At 67.9% G+C, this 24,779-nt stretch carries 23 protein-coding genes; 8 read left to right on the forward strand and 15 right to left on the reverse strand.

Annotated features, from left to right (window positions below; all coding sequences use genetic code 11):
* Positions 1-48: 48 nt before the first annotated feature.
* The 3 genes from rpsP to AC07YH_RS10880 form a co-directional block, all read right to left on the reverse strand.
* Entirely contained in the window at positions 49-600 is a 552-nt protein-coding gene (gene rpsP / locus AC07YH_RS10870; protein WP_494747006.1) for a 30S ribosomal protein S16, read from the reverse strand.
* Between the two features lie 24 nt (positions 601-624).
* On the reverse strand, positions 625-2,154 hold the full coding sequence (ffh, locus tag AC07YH_RS10875) for a signal recognition particle protein (RefSeq protein ID WP_494747007.1): 1,530 nt from the start codon (positions 2,152-2,154) through the stop codon (positions 625-627).
* Between the two features lie 218 nt (positions 2,155-2,372).
* Positions 2,373-2,879 carry a DUF1993 domain-containing protein gene (locus AC07YH_RS10880; RefSeq protein WP_494747008.1) on the reverse strand — a complete coding sequence of 169 codons (507 nt, stop codon included), beginning with the start codon at positions 2,877-2,879 and terminating at the stop codon, positions 2,373-2,375.
* Positions 2,880-2,997: 118 nt separating this feature from the next.
* Between AC07YH_RS10880 and AC07YH_RS10885 the strand changes: the two genes are divergently transcribed.
* Positions 2,998-3,429 carry a CBS domain-containing protein gene (locus AC07YH_RS10885; RefSeq protein ID WP_494747009.1) on the forward strand — a complete coding sequence of 144 codons (432 nt, stop codon included), beginning with the start codon at positions 2,998-3,000 and terminating at the stop codon, positions 3,427-3,429.
* Here the strand turns inward: AC07YH_RS10885 and AC07YH_RS10890 are convergent.
* Together AC07YH_RS10890 and mdh are read right to left on the reverse strand one after the other, a co-directional pair.
* Positions 3,426-3,563: a hypothetical protein gene (locus tag AC07YH_RS10890; protein WP_494747010.1), complete on the reverse strand. Its 138-nt coding sequence runs from the start codon at positions 3,561-3,563 to the stop codon at positions 3,426-3,428. The genes AC07YH_RS10885 and AC07YH_RS10890 overlap by 4 nt on opposite strands.
* 203 nt (positions 3,564-3,766) lie before the next feature.
* Positions 3,767-4,729, reverse strand: a complete 963-nt coding sequence (gene mdh, locus AC07YH_RS10895; RefSeq protein ID WP_494747011.1) for a malate dehydrogenase — start codon at positions 4,727-4,729, stop codon at positions 3,767-3,769.
* A 134-nt stretch (positions 4,730-4,863) separates the two neighbouring features.
* Between mdh and AC07YH_RS10900 the strand changes: the two genes are divergently transcribed.
* Together AC07YH_RS10900 and AC07YH_RS10905 are read left to right on the forward strand one after the other, a co-directional pair.
* Positions 4,864-5,910, forward strand: coding sequence for a MaoC family dehydratase (locus AC07YH_RS10900; RefSeq protein WP_494747012.1), 1,047 nt, complete (start codon positions 4,864-4,866; stop codon positions 5,908-5,910).
* Positions 5,903-6,334, forward strand: coding sequence for an HIT domain-containing protein (locus tag AC07YH_RS10905; RefSeq protein ID WP_494747013.1), 432 nt, complete (start codon positions 5,903-5,905; stop codon positions 6,332-6,334). Before AC07YH_RS10900 ends, AC07YH_RS10905 begins: the two co-directional genes overlap by 8 nt.
* On the opposite strand, the gene AC07YH_RS10910 is transcribed toward AC07YH_RS10905, so the two are convergent.
* Positions 6,331-7,347, reverse strand: coding sequence for a hypothetical protein (locus tag AC07YH_RS10910; protein ID WP_494747014.1), 1,017 nt, complete (start codon positions 7,345-7,347; stop codon positions 6,331-6,333). The two genes, AC07YH_RS10905 and AC07YH_RS10910, sit on opposite strands and share 4 nt — an antisense overlap.
* Positions 7,348-7,366: 19 nt before the next feature.
* Positions 7,367-8,248: an HpcH/HpaI aldolase/citrate lyase family protein gene (locus AC07YH_RS10915; RefSeq protein ID WP_494747015.1), complete on the reverse strand. Its 882-nt coding sequence runs from the start codon at positions 8,246-8,248 to the stop codon at positions 7,367-7,369.
* Positions 8,249-8,303: 55 nt separating this feature from the next.
* Between AC07YH_RS10915 and AC07YH_RS10920 the strand changes: the two genes are divergently transcribed.
* Both AC07YH_RS10920 and AC07YH_RS10925 read left to right on the forward strand, forming a co-directional pair.
* Positions 8,304-8,687 (forward strand): DUF2237 family protein, encoded by a 384-nt coding sequence (locus AC07YH_RS10920; RefSeq protein ID WP_494747016.1) that lies wholly within the window; start codon positions 8,304-8,306, stop codon positions 8,685-8,687.
* Positions 8,688-8,844: 157 nt separating this feature from the next.
* Entirely contained in the window at positions 8,845-9,429 is a 585-nt protein-coding gene (locus AC07YH_RS10925) for a hypothetical protein (RefSeq protein ID WP_494747017.1), read from the forward strand.
* Here the strand turns inward: AC07YH_RS10925 and AC07YH_RS10930 are convergent.
* From AC07YH_RS10930 to mutS, 4 genes are all read right to left on the reverse strand, one after another.
* Positions 9,401-9,931 (reverse strand): hypothetical protein, encoded by a 531-nt coding sequence (locus tag AC07YH_RS10930; RefSeq protein ID WP_494747018.1) that lies wholly within the window; start codon positions 9,929-9,931, stop codon positions 9,401-9,403. The genes AC07YH_RS10925 and AC07YH_RS10930 overlap by 29 nt on opposite strands.
* A gap of 62 nt (positions 9,932-9,993) precedes the next feature.
* The gene (locus AC07YH_RS10935; RefSeq protein WP_494620161.1) at positions 9,994-10,161 is read right to left on the reverse strand and encodes a hypothetical protein; all 168 of its coding nucleotides are present in this window, start codon (positions 10,159-10,161) and stop codon (positions 9,994-9,996) included.
* Positions 10,162-10,220: 59 nt separating this feature from the next.
* The gene (locus tag AC07YH_RS10940; RefSeq protein WP_494747019.1) at positions 10,221-13,043 is read right to left on the reverse strand and encodes a [protein-PII] uridylyltransferase; all 2,823 of its coding nucleotides are present in this window, start codon (positions 13,041-13,043) and stop codon (positions 10,221-10,223) included.
* 21 nt (positions 13,044-13,064) lie between these two features.
* Positions 13,065-15,770, reverse strand: a complete 2,706-nt coding sequence (mutS, locus tag AC07YH_RS10945) for a DNA mismatch repair protein MutS (protein WP_494747020.1) — start codon at positions 15,768-15,770, stop codon at positions 13,065-13,067.
* A gap of 130 nt (positions 15,771-15,900) precedes the next feature.
* Here mutS and AC07YH_RS10950 point away from each other — a divergent pair, with 130 nt between their 5' ends.
* Positions 15,901-16,395 carry a TonB family protein gene (locus tag AC07YH_RS10950; protein WP_494747021.1) on the forward strand — a complete coding sequence of 165 codons (495 nt, stop codon included), beginning with the start codon at positions 15,901-15,903 and terminating at the stop codon, positions 16,393-16,395.
* Here AC07YH_RS10950 and dnaJ read toward each other — a convergent pair.
* The 3 genes from dnaJ to AC07YH_RS10965 form a co-directional block, all read right to left on the reverse strand.
* Positions 16,392-17,552 carry a molecular chaperone DnaJ gene (gene dnaJ / locus AC07YH_RS10955; RefSeq protein ID WP_494747022.1) on the reverse strand — a complete coding sequence of 387 codons (1,161 nt, stop codon included), beginning with the start codon at positions 17,550-17,552 and terminating at the stop codon, positions 16,392-16,394. The genes AC07YH_RS10950 and dnaJ overlap by 4 nt on opposite strands.
* Positions 17,553-17,712: 160 nt before the next feature.
* Positions 17,713-19,614 (reverse strand): molecular chaperone DnaK, encoded by a 1,902-nt coding sequence (gene dnaK, locus AC07YH_RS10960; protein ID WP_494747023.1) that lies wholly within the window; start codon positions 19,612-19,614, stop codon positions 17,713-17,715.
* A 325-nt stretch (positions 19,615-19,939) separates the two neighbouring features.
* Positions 19,940-22,603, reverse strand: coding sequence for a M1 family metallopeptidase (locus AC07YH_RS10965; RefSeq protein ID WP_494747024.1), 2,664 nt, complete (start codon positions 22,601-22,603; stop codon positions 19,940-19,942).
* Between the two features lie 92 nt (positions 22,604-22,695).
* Here AC07YH_RS10965 and AC07YH_RS10970 point away from each other — a divergent pair, with 92 nt between their 5' ends.
* Complete coding sequence (locus AC07YH_RS10970) at positions 22,696-23,307, forward strand: alpha-ketoglutarate-dependent dioxygenase AlkB (protein ID WP_494747025.1); 612 nt, start codon at positions 22,696-22,698, stop codon at positions 23,305-23,307.
* Here the strand turns inward: AC07YH_RS10970 and AC07YH_RS10975 are convergent.
* On the reverse strand, positions 23,304-23,777 hold the full coding sequence (locus AC07YH_RS10975) for a helix-turn-helix domain-containing protein (RefSeq protein WP_494747026.1): 474 nt from the start codon (positions 23,775-23,777) through the stop codon (positions 23,304-23,306). The two genes, AC07YH_RS10970 and AC07YH_RS10975, sit on opposite strands and share 4 nt — an antisense overlap.
* Before the next feature lie 76 nt (positions 23,778-23,853).
* On the opposite strand from AC07YH_RS10975, the gene AC07YH_RS10980 reads away from it, so the two are divergent.
* The gene (locus AC07YH_RS10980) at positions 23,854-24,720 is read left to right on the forward strand and encodes a type 1 glutamine amidotransferase domain-containing protein (RefSeq protein ID WP_494747027.1); all 867 of its coding nucleotides are present in this window, start codon (positions 23,854-23,856) and stop codon (positions 24,718-24,720) included.
* The last annotated feature ends 59 nt before the right edge of the window (positions 24,721-24,779 follow it).

Consider the following 24,779-nt stretch of genomic DNA (forward strand, 5'->3'; position numbering starts at 1 on the left):
GCGCCGCCTAGCCTCAAAGCATCGACGGCGCTGGAACCCTGATTAGCCTTAGGCTTCTTCAGCCGGCGCTTCAGCGGCCGGAGCCTCTTCAGCAGCGGCTTCAGCGGCCGGGGCTTCTTCAGCCGGAGCTTCTTCAACGGCCGGAGCGGCAGCAGCGGCGGCGGCGGCTTCAGCGGCTTCAGCAGCAGCAGCGGCGGCGGCTTCAGCAGCGGCGATCTTCTCGGCTTCGGCGGCGGCCTTGGCGTCGATTTCGGCTTGCTTGCGCTCTTCTTCACGCTGAGCGCGCTCGGCGGTGCGCTCTTGGGCCTTCTTGCCCGGCGCGCCCTTTTGCGGGTTGTTGCCGTGGGTCCAGGCGACCAGGCCTTGGGCGGCCAGGAAGCGCGCGACGCGGTCGGTCGGCTGAGCGCCCTTCTTGAGCCACTCTTGGATCGACTCGACCTTCAGGGTGACGCGGTTGGCGTCGTCCTTCTTGAGGAGCGGGTTGTAGGTGCCGACCTTCTCGATGAAGCGGCCATCGCGCGGCGAGTGGCTGTCGGCGATGACGATCGAGTAGTACGGACGCTTCTTGGCGCCGCCACGGGCGAGACGGATCTTCAGCATTTCGGTAGTCCTTGGTCTAAAGTTCTATTTCTTGAACGGGTTGAAGCCGGGCAGGCCCAGGCCGGAGAGAGGGTTGGGCTTGGCGTCGCCGCCGCCCCCGAGGCCCGGCAGACCGGGCAGCCCCGGGACGCCGCCAGGGCCTCCCGCTGCGTTGGGATCGGACACCGGCATCTTGCCGCCGCCCATGGTCTTCATGCGCGCCATGTCGCCGCCGCCCATCATGGCGGCCATGCGGGCCATGCCCTTGCCGCCGTCCTTGGACATGGCCTTGAACATGTCGGCCATCTGGCGGTGCTGCTTCAGCAGGCGGTTGACCTCGGCCACATCGACGCCCGAACCGGCGGCGATGCGGCGCTTGCGCGAGGCCGCGAGAATGTCGGGCTTCTTGCGCTCTTCCTTGGTCATCGAGCCGATGATCGCCTGCTGGCGACGGAAGATGCTGTCGTCGACGCCGCTCTCGGCGATCTGCTTCTTGACCTTCTGGACACCGGGCAGCAGGCCCATGATGCCTTCCATGCCGCCCAGCTTCTGCATCTGACGCAGTTGAGCCGCCAGGTCGTCGAGGTCGAACTTTCCCTTGGCCAGCTTCTTGGCCATGCGCTCGGCTTCGGCCACGTCCAGGTCGGCGGCGGCCTTCTCGACCAGGGCGACGACGTCGCCCTGACCCAGGATGCGGCCGGCGACGCGGCGAGCGTCGAACACGTCCAGCTGGTCGATCTTCTCGCCGGCGCCGAGGAACTTGATCGGCAGGCCGGTGACGTGGCGCATCGACAGCGCCGCGCCGCCACGGCCGTCGCCATCGGCGCGGGTCAGGATCAGGCCGGTCAGCGGCAGGCGCTCGTGGAACGCCTTGGCCGTGCGCACGGCGTCCTGACCGGTCAGGCTGTCGGCGACCAGGATGGTCTCGGACGGCTGAGCGATGCGGGCGATTTCCGCCGCCTCGGTCATCATCGCCTCGTCCAGCGTGGTGCGGCCGGCGGTGTCGAGGATCAGGACGTCGTAGCCGCCCAGCTTGGCCGCCGTCATGGCGCGCTTGGCGATGTCCGTGGCGCTCTGGCCCGGAACGATCGGCAGGCTCTCGACCTCGACCTGCTTGGCCAGGGTCGCCAGCTGCTCCATGGCGGCCGGACGGCGGGTGTCCAGCGAGGCGACCAGCACCTTCTTGCGCTCGGTCTTGCTCAGACGCAGCGCCAGCTTGCCGGTGGTGGTGGTCTTGCCCGAGCCCTGCAGGCCGGCCATCAGGATGATCGACGGCGGGTTCAGGGCCAGGTTCAGGCCTGTCGGAACCTCGCCGCCCAGCATGTCGACCAGACCGTCATAGACGATCTTGACCACCTGGTCGGCCGGCTTGACTGAGCGGATGACGGCTTCGCCGGCGGCCAGTTCCTTGGCCTTGCTGATGAAGTCCTTGACGACCGGCAGGGCGACGTCGGCCTCGAGCAGGGCCACGCGGACTTCGCGCAGCGCCTCGTCGATGTCCTTCTCGGACAGCACGCCGCGACCGCCAAGACGTTCGAAGACGTCGGAAAGTCGCTCTGTAAGGCCGTCGAACATGTCGAACCCTGGTTAAATCAAGACCAAACGCAATCAGCCCCCATGGACGATCACGTCGATGGGGGTCCTCGCCGTCCTCGTCCGGATGAATCCTGCGCTAACAGGCCGGGGTCGTGACGGTGGAGGCGCTGCTGATAAAGCGCCGGAAGCCGGGGCTTATGCACAGAAAAGGCGGAAGAGTCAAAGGGGCGGCCCATCCGGACCGCCCCGGATATGGATCAGGCCGTGCCCAGGAAGTCGCGCTTGCCGACCTCGACGCCGTTGTGGCGCAGGATCGCGTAGGCCGTGGTGATGTGGAAGAAGAAGTTCGGCATCGCCTGGCCCTGCAGATAGTCCAGGCCCTTGAAGGTGTAGGTCTCACCGCGGCGGACCAGCTGGACGTCACGGTCGTGGCCACCCTCGAACGCGGCGACGTCCAGGCCCTCGACATAGGCGATGGCGCGGTCGACGCGGGCGATCAGGTCGGCGAAGCTGGTCTCGACGTCGTCCCAGGCCGGAACCTCCTGCGCGGCCAGACGCGCGGCGCCGCCCTTGGCGAAGTCGGTGGCGATCTGCACCTGGCGGATCAGCGGGAACATGTCGGGATAGAGCCGCGCCTTCAGCAGGGCGTCCGGGTCCCACTTCTTGGCCTCGACGAGGTCGGCGGCCTTGGACAGCACGCCCTTCAGACCCTTCAGGCCTTGGATGAACACGGGCACGCTGGCCTGGTGGATCGAGATCGACATGGGAAGCTCCGGGAAGACGAAACGCCTAGATAGGGCCACCCGGTGACAACCGAAAGCGGAACGGTTGGCCCAAGCTGTGGGTTTTAGAGCCTCGGAATTCAAACCCACGAGGTTCCCCATGAAAGTCAGCGACGCCATGACCAGCCAGGTCTCGGTCGCCCGTCCCTCCGACACCATTCGCCAGGTCGCCGAGACCATGGCCAAGGTCGACAGCGGCGTGGTGCCGATCGTCGACAACGGCAAGGTGCTGGGCCTGGTCACCGACCGCGACATCGTCCTGCGCGTGGTCGCCGAAGGCCGCAGCTTCGACAGCGCCATCTCGGACGTGATGTCCGACGGCGAGGTGCTGAGCGTGAAGGAAGACGACATCCTGGCCGACGCCACCGCCAAGATGGCCAACAATCAGGTCCGTCGCCTGGTGGTGCTCAACGAGTCCGGAAACCTGACCGGCATCCTCTCGCTGGGCGATGTGGCCAAGGACTACGGCGCCAAGCAGGTCGGCAAGACCCTGGAAGAGATCTCCCAGGAGCCGGGCGACGCAGCGCACTAGAGCGTATTGCTAGCCACGAGAGCGATGAGTTTCAGCGCTCTGGAGAGATGATAGTCATCCCCCGTTTCCTCATATCGAACGATCTCTCGTTTTGCTTCCTGAAGCCATTTTTCGGCTTGAGCTGAATCGATCATGGCAACCTCTTTTGAAGTTGCCTGAGTCTCGTGCGGTTTTGAGGAGGGGGGCTTAGGTCATAGCTAAATCGCCCAGCATGGCTGAAGTCGACTTACGGCCACTGTGCGAGCACGACTTGATGCCGGGGGGGTTAGCTTCTCCCAAGAAAAAAGGGCGGCCCCGCGAGGAGCCGCCCTTCGTCGTTCTTAGGATCGAAAGTCGCTTAGACCAGCGAGCTGTCGATGGCCTTGCAGGCTTCCATCAGGCCTTGGACCGACGCGACAGAGGCGGCGAACATCGCCTTTTCGGCTTCGTTGGTTTCGAACTCGACGATCTTCTCGGCGCCGCCGGCGCCGATGACGACCGGCACGCCGACATACAGGCCGTCCAGGCCGTATTGGCCGGTCAGGAAGGTGGCGCACGGCAGGACGCGCTTCTTGTCCTTCAGGTACGACGTCGCCATGGCGATCGCCGATTCCGCCGGGGCGTAGAAGGCCGAGCCGGTCTTCAGCAGGGCGACGATCTCGCCGCCGCCCTTGCGGGTGCGCTCGACGATGGCGTCCAGCTTCTCTTGAGTCAGCCAGCCTTGCTTGACCAGTTCCGGCAGCGGCAAGCCGCCGACCGTCGAGTGACGAACCATCGGGACCATGTCGTCGCCGTGACCGCCCAGGGTCCAGGCGTGGATGTCTTCGACCGACACGCCGGTGGCTTCAGCCAGGAAGTAGGCGAAGCGGGCCGAGTCGAGGACGCCGGCCATGCCGATGACCTTTTCCTTGGGCAGGCCCGAGAACTGCTGCAGGGCCCAGACCATCGCGTCGAGCGGGTTGGTGATGCAGATGACGAAGGCGTTCGGAGCGTGGGCCTTGATGCCTTCGCCGACGGCCTTCATGACCTTCAGGTTGATGCCCAGCAGGTCGTCGCGGCTCATGCCCGGCTTCCGCGGCACGCCGGCGGTCACGATGCAGACGTCGGCGCCGGCGATGTCCTCGTAGGCGTTGGCGCCCTTCAGGGCCACGTCCTTGCCGAACACGGCCGAGGCTTCGGCGATGTCGAGCGCCTTACCCTGCGGGGTGCCTTCGGCGATGTCGAACAGGATCACGTCGCCCAGCTCTTCGCGAGCGGCGATGTGGGCCAGGGTGCCGCCGATCATGCCGGCGCCGATAAGGGCGATCTTCGCGCGAGCCATGGGGTCTCCATCAAGGCTGTGGACAGTGAAATGTCGGGCGCGGTCTAGACCCGTCGCGGCTCAGTCTCAAGCCCTCTTTCCGGTTTCGCTGCACTGCGGCAAAGATGGATGAACAACGATAAGGATCACCGGGGATGAGCAAGACCGATCCGGGCCATTTCTTCGAGGACTTTCGCCTCGGTCAGAGACTGGTCCACGCCACGCCCCGGACGGTCACCGCCGGCGACGTCGCGCTGTACACGGCGCTTTACGGGACGCGCTTCGCGCTCTTCTCTTCCGAGGCCTTCGCCAAGGATTGCGGCTTCCGCCATGCCGCTGTCGATCCGCTGATCGCCTTCCACGTCGTCTTTGGCAAGACCGTGCCGGACATCAGCCTGAACGCGGTCGCCAACCTGGGCTACGCCGAAGGGCGGTTCCACAAGCTGATCACCGACGGCATGACCCTGAACGCCATCTCCGACGTGATCGGGTTGAAGGAGAATTCCAACGGCAAGACCGGCGTCGTCTACGTCCGCACGACCGGCCAGGACGAGTTTGGCGAGTCGGTGCTGAGCTATGTGCGCTGGGTGATGGTGCGAAAGCGCGATCCAGACGCCCAGATCGCCGAGCAATCCGTGCCGACCCTGTCGGCGGCGGTGGCCCCGGCCGACCTTGTGGTTCCGCCGGACCTCGACTTCAGCCGCTACAACTGGGCCCTGGCCGGCGCGCCGCACGCCTTCGAGGATTACGCGGTCGGCGAGAAGATCGACCATGTCGACGGCATGGCGGTGGAGGAGGCGGAAGCCCAGATGGCCACGCGGCTGTGGCAGAACACGGCCAAGGTCCATTTCAACCAGTTCGAGCGCGGCAAGGACCCGTCCGGCAAGCGCCTGGTCTATGGCGGCGTGGTGATCTCGACGGCCAAGGCGCTGTCATTCAACGGCTTGCAGAACGCCGGGATGATCCTGGCGATCAACGGCGGCCGGCACGTGGCCCCGTTTTTCGCCGGCGGCACGGTGTTCGCCTGGAGCCAGGTGCTGGACAAGGCCAACCTCGGCAGCGTCGGCGCCCTGCGTCTGCGGCTTGTCGCCACCAAGGACCGGCCTTGCGACGACTTCCCGGACAAGGACGGCGAAGGGGTCTACGATCCGGCCGTCATTCTCGACTTCGACTACTGGGCGGCGGTTCCGAAACGTGGCTGAAGAGACGCAAGCTTTCATCCTCGACCCCGCCTTCGTCGCCACGTCGCACAAGGTCGCCGATCTGCCCCTCTGCGAGGTCCGCCTGCAGGACGACGCCCGCTATCCGTGGCTGGTGCTGATCCCGCGCCAGCCCGGCCTGCGGGAGATCGAGGAGCTGGACACCGCCCATCGCATCCAGCTGATGGAGGAGATCGTCCTGGCCGGGACCGCCGTCCGCGCAGTCGGGGCGGTGCTGGGCCTCACGGTCGACAAGCTCAATGTGGGCGCCCTGGGCAATGTCACCGCCCAGCTGCACGTCCATGTCGTGGGTCGCCGCAAGGACGATCCCGCCTGGCCGGGTCCGGTCTGGGGCCACAGCCCGGCCGCCGCCTACACGGACCTCGCGGCCCCCATCGCGGCGGCGCGGCAGGCGTTGAAAGCCTAGCGCTTCTTCTTTTTCGCCGAGCTCTTCTTCGAGGCTGTCGCCTTGCCCTTCTTGCCGGTGGTCGCCTTGGCCTTGCTTCCCTTGCCCTTCTTCAGGGCCGAGGCCTTGCCGCCCTTGCGGGCCGCGGCGGCGCACTTGGCCTTGGCGGCCTTCAGCGCCTTGCCCTTCTTGCCCTTGGTCGAGCAGGCCGGGGCCGAAGCGGCGGGCGCGGCCGGACGGGCCACGATGCGCGGCGGCCAGACATAGGGGCCACGGCCCTGCGACTCGTAGCCCGGCGGGGCTTGCGGGAGGATGTGTTCAGCGCTGACCGCCTGGGTGACGCCGTTCTCGACCAGCTCGCCCGACCAGCGCTCATAGCCCGACGGCCGCAGGGTCAGCACCGAGGACTGGCCGCCCTTGGGGCTGAAGCGGACGACGACGTCGCTGCCGTCACGGCGCAGGTCGTCGATCAGGCCTGTCGAGCCCACGCTCCCAGGACGACGCACGTCGCGCCAGGCGCCTTCCAGCTCGCCATAGCCGCCGGCCTTGTCGACGATCTGCAGGGCATAGAGCTGACCGCCCGTGGTCGCGGCGACGTTCCAGCCGCCGTCCAGCGGCCCTTGCAGATTCTGGGCGGCCGCGATCGAGCCCTTGACCCGCAGCTCGTAGACCTGGGCCTTGGTCAGCTCGCCGCCGGCGGGAGCCTCGGGCTCGGGCGGTGGGATCGGCAGGATGGTCGCCCGGTGCTTGGGCGCGGGCTTGTTGGCCGTCTCGGCCGCCTCTTCGTCCACGGGCTGGTTGGTCTGCGAGATCAGGTCGGCCAGCGGGTCGATGGCTTGCGGGATCTGCGAGGAATCCGGAGCGGGAGCGGCCTCAGGCGCCGTGGCTTGCGGCGCATCGCTGGGCGGCGCGGGAACGACCGGCGGCGCGGCCTGGGCCCCGAAGGTCGGCACATAACCGGCGGGCGGCGCCGGAGTCTGCTGCGCCAGCGCGGGACTGGCCATCAGGACGACGGATAGAACGATAGCCCGCATACGAAACCTTTAGCGCCCCCTAGGCGTCAGACCGTGCCGAAATGGCCTCCGCCACCGCGACAAGACGCTGCGCCTGCGACAGATGCAAGCGCTCGGCCATCTTGCCATCGACCCGCAACGCCCCTTTGCCAGCATTTTCGGGCGCGTTGAAGGCGGCGATGACCGCCTGGCTCCAGGCGATGTCCTCGGGCGAGGGCGAGAACATCCGGTTGCAAATCTCAAGATGCTTGGGATGGATCAGCGTCTTGCCGTCGAAGCCGAAATCCACGCCCTGGACGCAGACAGCTTCCAGCGCCGCCAGGTCCTCGATGTCGTTGTGCACCCCGTCCAGAATGGTCAGGCCGTGAGCCCGCGCCGCCGCCACCGACAGGGTCAGCAGCGGCAGGAACGGCGCGCGGTCGGGCGTCTGGCGGGCCCGCATCTCCTTGGCGAAGTCGTTGACGCCCATCACCCAGGTCGACAGCCGCGTGCCGTGCGTGGCGCCCGCGATCTGCCACAGGTGGAAGGCGGCCTTGGCGGTTTCGATCATCGTCCAGAGCCGCGTATGGGGCGGCGCGGCGTTCAGGCGCTGGTCGTAGAGCCGCACGTCGTCGGCGTCGTTGATCTTGGGGACCAGCACCGCGTCCGGCCCGGCCTCTGCGGCCGCATGCAGGTCGTCGGCGCCCCAGGGGGTGTCCAGGCCATTGACCCGGATCACCACCTCGCGCGCCCCGAAGCCGCCGGCCTTGACCGCCGCCACGGCCGCCTCGCGCGCCGCCGGCTTCATCTCCGGCGCCACGGCGTCCTCCAGGTCGAGGATGATGACGTCGGCGTCCAGGGTGCGGGCCTTCTCCACGGCCTTGGCGTTGGAGGCCGGCATGTAGAGAGCGCTGCGGCGGGGACGAATGGCGGTGTCGGTCACTGGTAAAGTCCCTGCTCTGCTCGCTTCGGCCGCGACCCTAGTCTAGGATCGCCGCATGAGCACCACCCGGTACGACAAGAGCGCCAAGAACGTCATGGGCGGCGAACTCGTCCCCTGCTCTATGGACCCGGTCACCGGCTTCTACCGCAACGGCTGCTGCGAGACGGGTCCGCACGACCTGGGCCTGCACACCGTCTGCGCGGTGATGACCGACGACTTCCTGGCGTTCTCCAAGGCCCAGGGCAACGACCTCTCCACCCCGCGCCCCGAACTGGCCTTCCCGGGCCTGAAGGCCGGCGACCGCTGGTGCCTGTGCGCCGGCCGCTGGAAGGAAGCCCTCGACGCCGGCATGGCCCCGCAGGTGGTGCTGGACGCCACCCACGAGGAGATGCTGGCCGTGGTGACGCTGGGCGTGCTCAAGGACCACGCGGTGGCTTAGCTTTCGGCGGCCCCCTCCCCAAAGAGGGAGGAGAACGTTCTACTCTCCGCCCCGTTTGGGGGCGGACAGACCTGCGGAAGCAGGTCAGGTGGGGGCCTGTGCTGGGTCGAACTGCGATCTGTTGCGAACATTCCCGCAAACATTGCATGCTTCAGCCATGTCAAAACGCAAAACCGGCTCAACCGTCGGCCTTTCAGCCCTTACGTCTATCTTGGCGCTGGCCTTTGCGATTTCAGGCGGCCTGTTTGCCCTCGTTCTTCAATTCGGGAACGTCATCAGCGATTCGACAGCGGGAATCTTTCTCATTGTCTCCGGGACGGTGCTTGGCCTGATCTTCTTGCGAATGGTCTTGGATCGAGACGTCCGCCATGCCGTGAACTGCGCCAATCGAGATATGAGAGATGGCGACGGTAGTGACCGTTACTACTTTCAAATGCGCTCGATACCGCTCTTGGATCCAGTTTGGGGCCTGTTCGGATCGCGTCTCGGCAGTCCGTTTTTCAACAGCGTTCGGCTCACGCTGTTTAGTGAGACCCTGCTCATGCTGGTGATCAATGGCCGGGGCCCAGTTTCCCTGGCGCTACTCATCACGGGCTCCGCTCTCGGCATCACGATGCTGCTAAGCATGATCCAGCTCACGACACATTACCCGAGACACAGCGGAGACGTCGTAGACCCGCTCGTCGCTAAGGGCGAACCTTCGCCCACCTCCCCTACTCCTCCCGCAACTCCAGCGCCGTGAACGGGGCCTGACCGCGTTCGATGCGGATCAAGTCCAGCACCCCGACGATCTGGCGCGAACGCCAGTGGCTGAGGAAATAGCCGAGCGGCCCCAGGGTGATCATCGCGCCGATCTGGATCGCCACGGTGGTGTGCTCGCGCAGCAGGCCCATGACGCTGTCGCCGGCCAGGTCGGCCGCCAGGGCCGTGATGGTCAGCGGCAGGGTCAGGTAGCCGATGACCACCGCCCGCAGCAGCTGCTCCTGGCGGCGGGCATTGAGGTTGGCCAGGGCCGACAGGGCGTCGAAGCGGGCGTCGTCGACGTCCTTCAGCAGGTCGAAGGTCTTCAAGGTCGAGGGGTTCCTGCGGAAGCCGCTGACGAAATCGACGCCGACATAGCCCCAGGCGCCGGGTGTGTAGAAGGCCTCCGGCAGCAGGCTCCAGGTCGGAAACAGGCGTCTGAGCTTGTCCCACAGCGCCCAGACGTCGTTCGTCGCCGTGCTTCCCGATGTATGGCTCGCCATGCCCGCCCCAAACTCAACCTATGGGAAGGTCTAAGCAGCCAGCCCGGCGATGTCGATCCCGCTCAGGACTTCGACGAGAGATCCGGGCGCGAGGCCAGGAAAGCGGCCTTCTCCTCCGGCGTCAGCACCTTGGCGGTCTTGCGACGCACCACCTTCGGGGTGGGGCGGGCATAGGCCCCGGCGGTCACCGCGGGCTTGAGGTCGGCCAGGCTCTTGATCGGCGGCTTCATGTCTCTTCCCCGGTTACGGACGGAGTCTAGGCGGCGATCCGTGACGGCGGCAAGACAGCCTACCGCGCCACGCTGGCCCGCGCCCGCTTGAGGCCCGGACGCGCGGCCGGGGCGGTGGCCTCGTTCTGCTCCAGGGCGGCCAGCAGGTCGGCCTTCACGGCGTTGACCTTGCGGGTCTCGGTCAGCTTCCCGCCCTCCGGCGTCTGGACGTAGAAGGCGTCGACCGCCCGCTCGCCATAGCCGTCGATATGGGCCGACTGGATGGACAGGCCGTTGTCGGCCAGGGTCTTGGCCAGGGCGTGCAGCAGGCCCGGACGGTCGCGGCCCGAGGCCTCGACCACGGTGGCGTCGTTGGAGGCCTCGTTGTCGACGGTCACGGTCGGGGCGATGGCGAAGGCGGCGGCGCGCGACAGCTCCGAGCCTCGGCGCGGCTCCACGCCCAGCGGCTCGCCCTTGCCGGCGGCCTCCAGCGCGTCGGCCAGCCGGCGCAGGGCGCGCGGGTTCTCGCAGCCGAACGGCGCGCCGGTCACGTCCTGCACATAGAAGACGTCCAGGGCCTGGCCCTGGCGGGAGGTGAAGACCCGGGCCCCGACGACATTGCCGCCCAGGGCCGAGATGGCCATGGCCAGATCGGCGAACAGGCCGCGACGGTCCTTGGCGGCGACCACGATCTCGGCGGCGTTCTGGTTGGGCTGCACGCGGCCCTCGGCGGCGGCCCCGCCCTGGATGACGGCGCGGCGAGCCAGGGCGGCGTGCTCGAACAGCTCGTCCTGCGGGAAGGCGCTGAAATAGGCGTTTTCCATCGCCGACACCCAGCCCTGGGCGGCCGGATCAATCTCCAGCAGCGTGGCGCGGGCGTTCTCGGCCAGGCTCTCCTGATGGCGCAGGACATTGGCGGCGGCGTCGCTGCCGCGCCCGCCCCGGAACACCGCCTCGGTGGCGTTGTAGAGCTCGCGCAGCAGCTGGCCCTTCCAGCCGTTCCATACGCCCGGCCCGACGGCGCGGATGTCGGCGACGGTGATGACCAGCAGCAGGCGCAGGCGCTCGGGGTTCTCGACGATGCGCGCGAAGGCGGCGACCGTGCCGGGGTCGGACACGTCGCGCTTCTGGGCGAAGTCGCTCATGACGAGGTGATGCTCGACCAGCCAGGCGACCAGCTCGACCTTGGTCCGGTCGACACCCAGCCGCTCGCAGGCGCTGCGGGCCGAGCGGGCCCCGGCCTTCTCCTGGCCGCCGACCCCGCCCTTGCCGGTGTCGTGCAGCAGCATGGCCAGGAACAGGGCCTCGCGATCCTCGATCAGCGGCATGATCGACACCGACAGCGGATGGTCCTCGACCAGCCGCCCGGCGGCCATGTCGCCGATCACGCCGACGGCCCGCAGGGTGTGCTCGTCCACCGTGTACGAGTGGTACATGTTGAACTGCATCTGGGCGACGACGCGGCCGAACTCGGGGATGAAACGGCCCAGCACGCCGGCGTCGTTCATCAGGGTCAGGGTGCGATAGCTGCGCTTGCCGCGCGCCAGCAGGTCCAGGAACGCCCGGCAGGCGTGCGGGTCACGGCGCACCTTCGAGGTGATCAGCGACAGGCTGCGGGTCACGGCCGTGAAGGCGTCGGGGTGCAGATCAAGGTCGCGCTCGTCGGCGATCTTGAACAGGCGGATCAGGTTGACCGGGTCGGCCTCGAACACGGCCGGCCCGTCGATATTGAGGCGGCCGTTGTCCTCGAAGAACCCCTCGACATCCAGCGCCTTGCGCTTGGGCCGCTGGCCGGGGAGGAAGCGGGAGATGCCCTTGGGCTCGTTCTTGAAGTGCTCGGCTTCCAGCTTGGCCGAGAAAGCGCGGGTCAGGGCCCCGACCTCCTTGGCGATCAGGAAGTAGCGGCGCATGAACCGCTCGACCGCCGGCGCGTCGCCCCGATCGCCATAGCCCATGCGGCGGGCGATCTCGGGCTGCAGGTCGAAGGTCAGGCGCTCTTCCGGCCGGCCCGTCGTGAAGTGCAGATGGGCGCGCACGGCGTGCAGGAAATCGAAGGCGCGGATGAAGGCCTTGGTCTCGCGGCCGGAGAACACCTCCATCTTGAAGACGTCCTCGGGACGGTCCACGGGATGCAGATATTCGGCGATCCACATCAGGGTGTGGAGGTCGCGCAGGCCGCCCTTGCCTTCCTTGACGTTGGGCTCGACCATGTAGCGGCTGGCGCCGGCGCGGGCCTGGCGGTCGTCGCGCTCCTTCAGCTTGGCGGCGACGAACTGGGCGCCGGTGCCCTTCATGACGTCGTCGCGGAAGCGCTTCTGCAGGTCGGCGGCCAGGCGCTCGTCGCCGGTCAGGCGGCGGGCCTCCAGGATCGAGGTGCGGATCGTGAAGTCTTCCTTCGAGAGGCGCACGCACTCCTCGATGGTCCGCGAGGCGTGGCCGACCTTGAAGCCCAGATCCCACAGCGCATAGAGCATGAACTCGATCACGCTCTCGGCGTGCGGCGTCTGCTTGTAGGGCCGCAGGAACAGCAGATCGATGTCCGAGAACGGCGCCAGGGTGCCCCGGCCATAGCCGCCGACGGCCAGCAGGCACAGGCGCTCACCCTCGGTCGGGTTGCGGGCCCGGAACACGTGGACGGTGGTGAAGTCGTAGAGGGCGGTGATCACCTCGTCGGTGACGCCGCTGATCAGGCGGGCGGTCTCGACGCCGCTGGCGCCGTTCTCCAGCCGCTCCTTGGCGATCATCCGGCCCCGGAACAGGGCCTGCTTGAGGATCTCGATGGCCCGCGCGCGCTGCTCGGCCTCGTTGCCGATGGCGTCGAGGGCGGCGGCCGACAGTCGGGCCCGCAGGGCGTGACCATCGACGACGTGTTCCAGGCGGGTGGGGCGAAGGCGACGGGGCATGTTGATTAGATGGTATACCCGTTAGGTCTTGAGGAGACCCTTAAGACGATAGAGGGCCTCCAGGGCCTCGCGCGGGCTCATGCCGTCAACGTCCAGGTCGGACAAGGTGTCCTCGACGGCGCTCGGCGCCGCTTTGACGAGCACGGGCGCGGCGGCCTGACTCACGGCGAACAGCGGCAGGTCGTCCAGCTTGGCCGGCGACTGGTCCTTGCTCTCCAGGCGATCCAGCACCTCGCGGGCGCGGTGGACCACCGGACCCGGCACGCCCGCCAGCTTGGCCACCTGCACGCCGTACGAGCGGTCGGCCGGACCCGCCGCAGCCTCGTGCAGGAAGACGAGGTCGCCGTTCCACTCCTTGGCCCGAAGGCTGAGGTTGGAGACGTACGCCATCCGCTCCTCCAGTGTCGCCAGCTCGTGATAGTGCGTGGCGAAGAGGGCGCGGCTCTGGTTGGTGTCGTGCAGGGCCTCGGCGCAGGCCCAGGCGATGGCCAGGCCGTCATAGGTGGCCGTGCCCCGGCCGATCTCGTCCAGGATCACCAGCGAGCGCGGACCGGCCTGGGTCAGGATGGCGGCGGTCTCGACCATCTCCATCATGAAGGTCGATCGGCCACGGGCCAGGTCGTCGCCGGCGCCGACGCGGCTGAACAGGCGATCGACGACGCCGAGGCGGAAGCTGGCGGCGGGCACGTAGCAACCCGACTGAGCCAAGATGGCCAACAGGGCGTTCTGGCGCAGGAAGGTCGACTTACCGGCCATGTTCGGCCCAGTGACGATCGACAGCCGCGCGCCGGTCTCGCCCGAGGCGTCCAGGCAGCAGTCGTTGGGCGTGTAGGGGTCGCCGGCGCGCTTCACCGCCGCCTCCACGACGGGGTGGCGGGCGCCCTTGGCGTCAAAGGCGTAGGACTTGTCGACGATCGGCCGCACCGCGCCGGAGTCTTCCGCCCATTCGGCCAAGGCCGAGGCGACGTCCAGACGCGCCAGGGCCTCGGCGGCGATCTGGATGGCGTCGGCCTGGGTGCGGGCCAGTTCGCGCCAGTCCTCGAAGGCGGCGACCTCCATGGCCAGGGCGCGCTCGGCGGCCTGAGCGATGCGGGCGTCCAGGTCAGCCAGCTCCACTGTCGTGAAGCGCACCTGGTTGGCCAGGGTCTGACGGTGGATGAAGGTGGCGTTCAGCGGCGGCTGGAACAGCGGGTCGGCCTTGCCGGCCGTGGCCTCGACGAAATAGCCGAGCACGCCGTTGTGACGGATCTTCAGCGGCACGCCGCTCTCGGCCATCAGCTGGGCCTCGAGGGCGATGATGACCTTGCGGCTGTCGTCGCGCAGGCCGCGCGCCTGATCCAGCTCGGGCCGGATGCCGGCGGCGACGAAGCCGCCGTCGCGGGCCAGGGCCGGCAGGTCGGGACCCAGGCCCTGCTCCAGCACGGTCAGGAACTGCGACAGGCCCTCGTGCAGCGACGGCGTCAGGGCCTTGAAGGCGTGCTCCAGCTCGAACGGCGGCGGCGACAGCGGATCGGGCGAACCACCCGCCATGCCGGCCAGGCGTTCGCCGACCTTCAGGGTGTCGCGCAGCGTGCCCAGATCGCGCGGACCGCCCCGGCCCAGGGCCAGACGGGACAGGGCGCGGGCCATGTCGCCCGAACCTTTGAGCACCTCGCGCAGGCGCTGGCGTAGTTGGCGGTGCTCGACGAACCACTCGACGGCGTCCAGGCGCTGATCGATGGCGCCGACGTCCAGCAACGGCCGAGCCAGGCGCGAAGCCAGCATCCGAGCGCCGCCAGCCGAAACCGTGCGGTCGATACAGGCCAGCAGCGAGCCGTTGCGGTCGCCGGTCTGGGTGCGGTCGATCTCCAGGCTGCCGCGCGTGGCCGGGTCGATGGCCATCACGTCGGCGTCGGCCGCGCGACGCGGCGCGCGCAGGGCCGGCAGCTTGCCGGCCTGGGTCATCTCCAGGTGAGCGGCGATCAGGCCCAAGGCCCCGATCTCGGCCGGCGTCAGTCCGCCGAAGCCATCCAGGGTGTCAACGCCGTAGAGGCGCTTCACGCGGGCTTCAGACGCCTGCGGCTCCGACAGCGCCGAAGGCATCGGCTGCACCAGACCGCCGCAGATCTTCAGGGTCTGGGACAGGCTGTCGTCGGAGAGCAGGCGGTCGGCGACCAAGGTTTCGGACGGGGCCAGGGCGGCGAGGATCGGGGCCACGGCCTCCTTGGCCAGGGCGAAGACCTCGACCTCGCCGGTGGACAGCTCGACCGACGCCACGGCCGCTTGCCCCGCGCGGATGGCGACGGCGGCCAGGCGGTTGGCCCCGCGCGCGTCCAGCAGGCCGTCCTCGGTCAGGGTGCCCGGCGTCACCACCCGGACGATGTCGCGGCGGACCACCGACTTTGAGCCGCGCTTCTTGGCCTCGGCCGGGTCTTCCATCTGCTCGCAGACGGCGACCTTGAAGCCCATGCGGATCAGCTTGGAGAGATACGCCTCGGCCGCGTGCTGCGGCACGCCCGCCATCGGGATCGGCTGGCCCGCATGCGTGCCCCGGAACGTCTGGCTGATGCCCAGGGCGGCGGCGGCCTTGTAGGCGTCGTCGAAGAACAGCTCGTAGAAATCGCCCATGCGGAAGAAGATCAACGCATCGGGCTGCCGCGCCTTCATCTCGAAGAACTGCTGCATCACCGGCGTCGCGCCGGTGGGGTCGAGAAGGTGCGCAGGGGTCGGCGTGGCGTGGGCGTTCATGACGCCGGAAAGTACAGAGCGTCGCGCCCCACGTTAAGAGTCGGCGTTAAGGAAATCGGGGGATGGAACACCGCTCGACCCACTTTCGAAGCCGCTTGACGAACGATCCATGCCCGGTTGAGCCTGCCGCATGACGACAGCCTCGCCATCGCCGCCCGCCGGCACGCTGATCCGCCGGCCCGACTGGCTGGTGAAGCCCTCCGGCGAGGATCTCGCCGAATTCTATCCGGCGCGCGCCGCGCGGCATGACATCCCCGGCAAGGCGACGATCCAGTGCGACGTGATGGCCAACGGGCGGCTGGACGGCTGCATGGTCTTGGAAGAGTCGCCGACCGGCGAGCATTTCGGCGAAGCGGCGCTGAAGATGGCGTCGAAGTTCCAGATGACCGTGCCCGACCCCAACGGGCCACCGGGCTCCGTCACGATCCCGCTTGTCTTCCGCCCACCGGAACCCCGCGCGATGATCCGGCCGGACGATGAGACCCTGAAGTCCATGATGGGCGCTGCCGCGGGCGTCGCCGCCATCGCGCTGACCCTGCTGCTCGTGGCGATCTGGGTTCTGGGCCGCTACAACCGCCGCGCGGCTGTCCGAGCGGAAGAAAGACGACCGACGGGAAAGCCCTAGTTCCCCGTCACCTCTTCCCAGAACCGTTTCGCCTTGCCGACGAAGTTGGCCGACTTGGGGTTCTGCTTCTCGCCGCACAGGCCCGCCAGTTCGCGCATCAGTTCCTTCTGACGCGCGGACAGGTGGGTCGGGGTCTCGACGAAGAGTTCGACGACCAGGTCGCCGCGCTGGCGGCTGCGCAGGGAGGGCATGCCCTTGCCCTTGAGGCGGACGGTCTTGCCGGTCTGGGCGCCTTCGGGGACGGCGACGGTGATGCGGCATTCGCCGTCACAGGTCTCGCCGCCCAGCAGGCACGGAGCCTCGATCTCGCCGCCGAGAGCGGCCGTGGTCATCGGCACCGGCACGGTGCAGAGGAGGTCCAGGCCATCGCGCTCGAACAGCTCGTGCGGGGTCACCGACAGGAAGATGTAGAGGTCGCCGCGCGGGCCGCCGCGCGCGCCCGCGTCGCCCTCGCCCGCCAGGCGGATGCGGGCGCCGTCATCGACGCCGGCCGGGATGCGGACCGACAGGATGCGCTCGCGGCGCACCTGGCCGTGGCCGTGGCAGTTGGTGCAGGGGTCGAGGATCATGCGGCCCGAGCCGCCGCAGCGCGGGCAGCCGCGCTCGACCGCGAAGAAGCCCTGGGTGGCGCGGACCCGGCCAGCGCCGCCGCAGGTGCCGCAGACAGTAGGATTGGTGCCGGGCTTGGCGCCCGAGCCCTCGCAGACCTCGCAGGTCATGGCGGCGGGCACCTTGATCTCGACCTCGGCGCCGGCATAGGCCTGCTCCAGGGAGATCTCCAGATCGTAGCGCAGGTCCTGGCCGCGCTGGGGACCGTTCGACTGGCGACGACCGCCGCCGAACATCTCGCCGAACACATCCCCGAAGACATCGTTGAAGATATCGCCGGCGTCGAAGCCCTGGCCGCCGAAGCCGCCCGCGCCGCCGCCTTGGCCGCCATTGACCCCGGCATGGCCGAAGCGGTCGTAGGCTGCGCGCTTCTGCGCATCGGAAAGGACCGAATAGGCCTCGTTGATTTCCTTGAACCGGCCGGTGGCGTTCTCGCAGCCGCCATTGCGGTCCGGGTGGTGTTCCATCGCCAGTTTGCGGAACGCGGACTTCAGACCAGCATCATCGATGGTCCGGGTCACGCCGAGGATTTCGTAATAGTCGCGCATCGTCAGCGTCTGGCGCCCAAAAGGCCCACGAAAGTGGCGTTGATGAAGGAAGAGGTGGGATAGCACGCGGCCCGGCGCAAGGCGTCCTCGGGCGAAGCGGCAAGAGGTCGCGGCCGCGAAACAGAGCTATCGAGCATGTTCCGCGGCGCGCGCATGGCGATTAGTTCGCCGGCTTGTTGTCGTCGACTTCTTCGAACTCGGCGTCGACGACGCCATCGTCCGCGGCTTCGGCGCCGTCAGCGCCGTCTTCCGAACCCGACTGGGCGGCGTACATCGCCTCGCCCAGCTTCATCGAGGCCTGGATCAGCGCCTGGGTCTTGGCCTGGATGGCCTCGACGTCTTCGCCCTCCAGAGCCGTCTTCAGCTCGGTGATGCCGGTCTCGATCGCGCCCTTTTCAGCCGCGCCGACCTTGTCGCCGTGCTCGGCCAGGGCCTTCTCGGTCGAGTGCAGGATCGCCTCGCCCTGGTTCTTGGCCTCGACCAGCTTCTTCTTGCCTTCGTCCGCGGCCTTGTTGGCCTCGGCTTCCTTGACCATGCGCTCGATGTCCGCGTCCGACAGGCCGCCATTGGCCTGGATGCGGATCGAGTGCTCCTTGTTGGTCGCCTTGTCCTTGGCGTGGACCTGCACGATGCCGTTGGCGTCGATGTCGAAGGTGACTTCGATCTGCGGAATGCCACGCGGGGCCGGCGGGATGCCGACCAGGTCGAACTGACCCAGGACCTTGTTGTCGACGGCCATCGGGCGTTCGCCCTGGAACACGCGGATCGTCACGGCCGACTGGTTGTCGTCGGCGGTCGAGAAGGTCTGCGAGCGCTTGGTCGGGATGGTGGTGTTGCGTTCGATCAGCGGGGTGAACACACCGCCCAGGGTCTCGATGCCCAGGGTCAGCGGGGTCACGTCCAGCAGCAGCACGTCCTTGACGTCGCCTTGCAGCACGCCGGCCTGCACCGCGGCGCCCAGCGCCACGACTTCGTCCGGGTTCACGCCCTTGTGCGGCTCACGGCCGAAGAAGTCCTGCACCGCCTGCTGGACCTTGGGCATGCGGCTCATGCCGCCGACCAGGATCACTTCGTCGATGTCGCTCTTCTTCAGGCCGGCGTCCTTGAGGGCCTGTTCGCACGGACCGATGGTGCGGGCGATCAGGTCGTCGACCAGGGCTTCCAGCTTGGCGCGCGACAGCTTGATGTTCAGGTGCAGCGGGCCCGAGGCGTTCATGCTGATGAACGGCAGGTTGACCTCGTACTGAGCCGTCGAGGACAGCTCCTTCTTGGCCTTTTCCGCTTCCTCGCGCAGGCGCTGGAGGGCCAGCTTGTCCTTGCGCAGGTCGACGCCCTGCTCCTTCTTGAACTCGTCGGCCAGGTAGTCGACGATCCGCAGGTCGAAGTCTTCACCGCCCAGGAAGGTGTCGCCGTTGGTCGACTTCACTTCGAAGACGCCGTCGCCGATTTCCAGGATCGAGACGTCGAACGTGCCGCCGCCCAGGTCGTAGACGGCGATCTTCTTGCCGTCGTTCTTGTCCAGGCCATAGGCCAAGGCCGCCGCGGTCGGCTCGTTGATGATGCGCAGGACTTCCAGGCCGGCGATCTTGCCGGCGTCCTTGGTCGCCTGACGCTGGGCGTCGTTGAAATAGGCCGGGACGGTGATGACCGCCTTGGTCACGGTCTCACCCAGGTGAGCTTCCGCGGCTTCCTTCATCTTCTGCAGGATGAAGGCCGACACTTCCTGCGGGCTGTAGTCCTTGCCTTGGGCTTTCACCCAGGCGTCGCCGGTCGGGCCCTTGACGATCTCGTAGGGCACCATGCCCTTGTCCTTCTCGACCACCGGGTCGTTCGCGGTGCGGCCAATCAGGCGCTTGATCGCGAACAGGGTGTTGGTCGGGTTGGTCACCGCCTGGCGCTTGGCGGGCTGGCCGATCAGGCGCTCACCGTCCTCCTGGAAGCCGACCACGGAAGGGGTCGTGCGAGCGCCTTCGGCGTTCTCGATCACCTTCGGGTTCTTGCCATCCATGATGGCCACGCACGAATTCGTGGTGCCCAGGTCGATGCCGATAATCTTGCTCATTTTGGTACCTGTTCGCTCCTTAAGGCGGACGGTGGACTAGGGCCTTCTCGGAAGCGCCCCGGTTTTTCTCGTTCCCGTCCCCGATGGGTTCGTACGTTTACGGTTGGGTCCACATCCTGTTCCGTCGGTGAAAACCGAGCGGGCAAAATGCGTTGTGCGAAGTTGACGAGCCCGTCAACCCCGCTTCGAAGCCCGATATGGGGGATAGGGGACGGGGCGCAAGGCCATAACCCCATGCGGCGAGGGGGATTCTGTCCTTTCGGACAAGAAAAATGGTCGCGCCCATTTCGAGCGCGACCATGAAAAATATCAAGTTATCCAGGATTTAGCCGTTCTTGGCGACCCAGGCGGTGATGGCGGGCAAGCGCTGTTCACGGATCTTGGCGCGGTTCAGCACCGAGACGGCGGCCTTGTCGCCTTCCTTGCGCGAACCCTCGGCCAGGTTGGCCGCCGCCCAAGCCTTGATCTTCTCGGCGGTGGCCGGGTTCGACGAGCCGGCGCCCAGGCCCGGGATGAACCGGGTGCGCGACGTGGAGTCGACCTTCTCGTTGACCTTGTCCTTGTTGGCCACGGCCCAGTCGAAGGTCATGTCCGGGTGCGAGCCGGCCACGCGGCTGATCATCGAGCTGGACATGGTCTCGCCCGGCTCCGGCGTCAGGGCCAGTTCCAGGGCCTTCCTGGCCAGGGTCTCGTCCTCGGCCGAGGCCAGCAGCGAGAACAGCTGGGCGCGGATCAGCGGGGTCTTCTCGGCCAGGGCCTGGGCGTGGATGTTGTCCCAGGTGGCGGCGTCGGCGTGGCGGGCCACGACGCTGAGGATGGTCTTGCGCAGGGCGCCGGGGATGGCCGACGGGTCGGTCTTGTCGGCGTTGAAGCGGCGGGTGGCCTCGGCCACGACGTCCGGATCGCCCAGGCCGCCCAGCGTGCCGATCAGCTCGCCGCGCAGGATGGCGATGCGGTCGGCCTCGCCGGCTTGAGCGTTCCAGCCGACCTTGGCCAGCAGCGGGCGCAGCTTGGCGATGGCCAGCTTGCGGAACGCGGCGCGCTCGGCGGGCATGCCTTCATAGTAGGCGTCGATGGCCGAATAGACGCCGGCGATCTTGGAGAACACCTGCGGATCGGCTTCGGCCGGCGTAGCCTTGGCCAGGTCGAGGAAGTCGGTGGCGGGCTGGTAGCCGGCCAGGCCCATCGACCAGGCGTCGCTCATCACGCCCAGCTGGTCGATCGCCGGCAGCTTGGCGAAGTTCTGGACGATGCCGCTGAAGCGCTCGGGGCCGTACTGGGTGCGGAAATAGCCGGCCTGGCCAGCGTTCACGACCACCGGGCCGCAGCCGTCCACCGTGACCGAGCCCTTGCCGCCCGTGACCAGGGTCTTGGCCTCGCCGCCGCCGACCGCCTGGACGGTGACGGGCACGCGCCACAGCAGCGGCTTCTTGCCCGGCATGTCCTTGCTGAACTCGGACTGCGTCAGGGTCAGGGTGGTCTTGCCGGCCGCGCAGGTCGCCGCGTCGACGGTGATCAGCGGCACGCCCGGCTGCAGGGTGAAGTCGTGGGCGATGGCCAGGATCGGCTTCTTGGCCGCGCCCTCGACCGACGACCACAGGTCGTCGCTGACCGTGTTGCCGTGAGCGTGCTTCTTCATGTAGGCGCGCACGCCGTCGCGCCAGGCGTCATGGCCCACATAGCTTTCCAGCATGCGGATGACGGCCTCGCCCTTCTGGTAGGTGATGGCGTCGAAGGCCTGGCTGGCCTGCTCGACCGTGGTCACGTGCTGCACCACCGGGTGGGTGGTCGACAGGGCGTCCAGGCCCATGGCGTATTCACGCCCGCCCACGGCGCCCAGGGCCGCGTTCCATTCGGGGTGGAAGTGCTCGGTCGCGCGGCCTTCCATCCACGAGGCGAAGCCCTCGTTCAGCCACAGGTCGTCCCACCAGGCCATGGTGACCAGGTCGCCGAACCACTGGTGGGCCATCTCGTGGGCCACGGTGGTGAAGACGTTCTGCTTGTCGGACTCCGTCGAGATCTTCGGGTCCAGGTTCATGGCGTATTCGAAGTAGAAGATCGCGCCCCAGTTCTCCATGGCGCTGAAGAACTGGCTGCGGCCCGGGGCGGCGATGTTGTCCAGCACCGGCAGCGGGTACGGGGTGCCGAAATAGTCGTTGTACCAGGGCAGGATGTCGGCAGCCGACTTCAGGGCGAAATCGGCCTTGGGCGCATCGCCCTTCTTGGTGACCACGCCGACATCGACGCCGGCGGCCTTGACCGAGGCGCGGTCGAACTCGCCCAGGCCGAAGAACAGCAGGTAGGTCGACATCTTCGGCGAGGTGGCGAACTTGACCAGGGTCTTGCCGTTGCCCAGGTCCTTGGACGAGGCGATCGGCATGTTGTTCAGGGCCATCTGGCCGGTCGGGATCGTGGCCTCGACGCTGTAGGTGGCCTTGTAGAACGGCTCGTCCCACGAGGGGATGAAGCGGCGGGCGTCGCTGTTCTCGAACTGAGTGTAGATCGCGCGCTTCTTGCCGGTCTCGGTCTCGTAGTCGAGCGCGAACAGGCCCGCGGCCTGGGTGTAGATCTTGCCGGTGTAGTCCAGGGCCAGGACGTACTTGCCCTTCGGAAGCGCCTTGGCGAACGTGAAGCTGGCGGTCTGGGCCTCGTCGTCGATCTTCACGGTCGCCGCGCCCACGCCAGCGATCTCGGCCTTGGAGAAGGCCAGGTCAGCGGCCTGCAGGGTGACGGTGGCGGTGGGCTCGACGACCTCGATGGCGATCTTCACGCTGGCGCTGAAGGCCATCTTGTCGGCGTCGGGCGTGAACGACAGGTCGTAGTGCGAGGGCCGGACGTTGCGCGGGAGCTGGGTCGTCACCGAGGCGAAGGTCGCGCCCTTCGAGCCGGCCTGGACGGCCGCCGGAGCCTTGGCGGCGGTCGCGGCGGAGACATTCCCAGCGGCGAACAAAATCACGGCGACGGCCGCGGAAGACATAAGACGGCGCATGTACGGTCCTGATATGGAAAAATAGTCCGGCCCCCTCGCCGGAAGCGCAAACCAACACCTTCCGTCCCTATGGCGCGTCTTAAATTTCAGTAATGTTTCAGCCCCTCACCGTCGTTCCGGGTTTCGACCTCTGGCCCGGCCTGCTGGACCCCGCGGCCCAGGCCGCCCTGGTCGATGCGGTCACGGCGGCGGCCGAGACGGCGCCGTTCGCGCACTACGGCACGGCCTATGGCAAGGCGATGAGCGTGGGCATGACCGCCTTCGGTCCGCTGGGCTGGACCAGCGACGCCAGCGGATACCGCTACGCCGAACGCCATCCGGGCACGGACCAGCCCTGGCCGGCCATGCCGCCCGCCCTGCTCGATCTCTGGAAACAGTTGGGCGATCCGGACACCCCGCCGGACTCGTGCCTGATCAACCTCTATCGCGGCGAAGCCCGCATGGGCCTGCACCAGGATCGCGACGAGGCCGACACGGCTTTCCCGGTGCTGTCGATCTCGCTGGGCGACACGGCGGTGTTCCGGATCGGCGGGACCTCGCGCAAGGACCCGACGCGGAGCCTGAAGCTGAGCTCCGGCGACGTCTGCCGGCTGTCGGGACCGGCGCGGCTGGCCTTCCATGGGGTCGATCGGATTTTGGCCGGCTCGTCGAGCCTGGTCCCCGGCGGCGGCCGGATCAATCTGACCCTGCGCAGGGCGCGCTAGGCGTCCTCGTCCTCCAGCGCCTCGCGCATGGCCTTCAGCGCCGCCTGCAACCGCGCTTGCGGCGGGCCGCCGACGCTGGAGATCAGCACCTCGACCCCGGGGGCCACCTGATAGCGGTGCACCGGCTGGGGCACGTTCCAACGCGCGTGGAAGCGTTCGGCGATCTCCAGCCGTTCGGTGCGGCCGCTCCAGACGGCCAGGGCGCTCTCGAACCCCACCGGGCGTCCCGCCAGCTCGACCTCGAGCTCGCGCAGATAGTCGCGGATGGTGTCGAGGTCGTTGCCGGCCTGCTGCATGGCCCGGATCAGCCGCAGCCGCGTCAGGTGCCCGTCGTCGAAATTGGCCCCACGCCCGCGCGCGGCCGGCGGCGGCAACAGACCCTCGGCCACATAGTAGCGGACGGTGCGCTCGGAGACGTCGCACAGGGCGGCCAGATCGCGGGCCGTATAGCGGGGCTGATCGTCGGTCATGGCGATATACTGCCACCAGACTGTCGAATTTCAACTGTCTCTTTTCAAAACGACCGACGCGTAGTCTCTTGAGCCCATGGCCCACGTCCTGATCCCCCTGCCCGCCCTCGACTTCGACCCGACCGAGGCGGCGGTGAGCTGGTCCGTGCTGAAGGCGGCGGGCCATCGCATCTCCTTCGCCACGCCCGATGGCAAACCGGCGCAAGCCGACCCGATCATGGTGTCGGGCCGGGGCCTCGATCCGTGGAGCCCGATCCCGGTCCTCGGCCAACTGAAGCTGTTCGGCCTGCTGCTGCGCGCCAATGCCGGCGCCCGCCGCGCCCATAAGGCGATGATCGCCGACCCGGCCTATCAAGCGCCGCTGACCTGGCCGGGGCCGAGCGTCGACGACTTCGACGGCCTGCTGCTGCCCGGCGGCCACCGGGCGCGCGGGATGCGGTCCTATCTGGAAAGCCCGGACCTCCAGCGCCTGGTCGCGCAGACCTTCGCCGCCGACAAGCCCGTCGCCGCCATCTGCCATGGCGTGCTGCTGGCCGCCCGTAGCCAGGCCGCCGATGGCCGCTCGGTCCTGCACGGCCGCAAGACCACCGCGCTCACCTGGAAGCAGGAGAAGGCCGCCAGCGCCATCGCCCACCTGGGCCGTTTCTGGGATGCCGGCTACTACCGGACCTATGTGGAACAGCCCGGCGAGCCCGAGGGCTACATGTCCGTCCAGCACGAGGTCACCCGCAACCTCGCCTCGCCCGCCGACTTCCTGGATGTGCCGACGGACGATCCGCTGTTTGGCAAGAAGACCAGCGGCCTGGCGCGGGACACCGCGACCGACGCCAGCGCGGCGCTCGTGGTGCGGGATGGCAATTACATTTCGGCTCGCTGGCCGGGCGACACTCACACCTTCGCGCGGACGTTTGCCGAGGTGCTGTCTGATACCCTTTCTCCATGAGAGAGGGTGTCCGATGGCGCGACCGCCCAACGAAAAAGGCCGCCCCTTTCGGAGCGGCC

The sequence above is a fragment of the Caulobacter sp. GW456-12-1-14-TSB4 genome (genome assembly GCF_059424195.1).

What these genes read in the sequence shown, in the direction of transcription:
- rpsP (WP_494747006.1), bottom strand. Translation starts at nt 600, where the DNA reads ATGCTGAAGATCCGTCTCGCCCGTGGCGGCGCCAAGAAGCGTCCGTAC.
- ffh (WP_494747007.1), bottom strand. Translation starts at nt 2,154, where the DNA reads ATGTTCGACGGCCTTACAGAGCGACTTTCCGACGTCTTCGAACGTCTT.
- AC07YH_RS10880 (WP_494747008.1), bottom strand. Translation starts at nt 2,879, where the DNA reads ATGTCGATCTCGATCCACCAGGCCAGCGTGCCCGTGTTCATCCAAGGC.
- AC07YH_RS10885 (WP_494747009.1), top strand. Translation starts at nt 2,998, where the DNA reads ATGAAAGTCAGCGACGCCATGACCAGCCAGGTCTCGGTCGCCCGTCCC.
- AC07YH_RS10890 (WP_494747010.1), bottom strand. Translation starts at nt 3,563, where the DNA reads ATGATCGATTCAGCTCAAGCCGAAAAATGGCTTCAGGAAGCAAAACGA.
- mdh (WP_494747011.1), bottom strand. Translation starts at nt 4,729, where the DNA reads ATGGCTCGCGCGAAGATCGCCCTTATCGGCGCCGGCATGATCGGCGGC.
- AC07YH_RS10900 (WP_494747012.1), top strand. Translation starts at nt 4,864, where the DNA reads ATGAGCAAGACCGATCCGGGCCATTTCTTCGAGGACTTTCGCCTCGGT.
- AC07YH_RS10910 (WP_494747014.1), bottom strand. Translation starts at nt 7,347, where the DNA reads ATGCGGGCTATCGTTCTATCCGTCGTCCTGATGGCCAGTCCCGCGCTG.
- AC07YH_RS10920 (WP_494747016.1), top strand. Translation starts at nt 8,304, where the DNA reads ATGAGCACCACCCGGTACGACAAGAGCGCCAAGAACGTCATGGGCGGC.
- AC07YH_RS10925 (WP_494747017.1), top strand. Translation starts at nt 8,845, where the DNA reads ATGTCAAAACGCAAAACCGGCTCAACCGTCGGCCTTTCAGCCCTTACG.
- AC07YH_RS10930 (WP_494747018.1), bottom strand. Translation starts at nt 9,931, where the DNA reads ATGGCGAGCCATACATCGGGAAGCACGGCGACGAACGACGTCTGGGCG.
- AC07YH_RS10935 (WP_494620161.1), bottom strand. Translation starts at nt 10,161, where the DNA reads ATGAAGCCGCCGATCAAGAGCCTGGCCGACCTCAAGCCCGCGGTGACC.
- AC07YH_RS10940 (WP_494747019.1), bottom strand. Translation starts at nt 13,043, where the DNA reads ATGCCCCGTCGCCTTCGCCCCACCCGCCTGGAACACGTCGTCGATGGT.
- mutS (WP_494747020.1), bottom strand. Translation starts at nt 15,770, where the DNA reads ATGAACGCCCACGCCACGCCGACCCCTGCGCACCTTCTCGACCCCACC.
- AC07YH_RS10950 (WP_494747021.1), top strand. Translation starts at nt 15,901, where the DNA reads ATGACGACAGCCTCGCCATCGCCGCCCGCCGGCACGCTGATCCGCCGG.
- dnaJ (WP_494747022.1), bottom strand. Translation starts at nt 17,552, where the DNA reads ATGCGCGACTATTACGAAATCCTCGGCGTGACCCGGACCATCGATGAT.
- dnaK (WP_494747023.1), bottom strand. Translation starts at nt 19,614, where the DNA reads ATGAGCAAGATTATCGGCATCGACCTGGGCACCACGAATTCGTGCGTG.
- AC07YH_RS10965 (WP_494747024.1), bottom strand. Translation starts at nt 22,603, where the DNA reads ATGCGCCGTCTTATGTCTTCCGCGGCCGTCGCCGTGATTTTGTTCGCC.
- AC07YH_RS10970 (WP_494747025.1), top strand. Translation starts at nt 22,696, where the DNA reads ATGTTTCAGCCCCTCACCGTCGTTCCGGGTTTCGACCTCTGGCCCGGC.
- AC07YH_RS10975 (WP_494747026.1), bottom strand. Translation starts at nt 23,777, where the DNA reads ATGACCGACGATCAGCCCCGCTATACGGCCCGCGATCTGGCCGCCCTG.
- AC07YH_RS10980 (WP_494747027.1), top strand. Translation starts at nt 23,854, where the DNA reads ATGGCCCACGTCCTGATCCCCCTGCCCGCCCTCGACTTCGACCCGACC.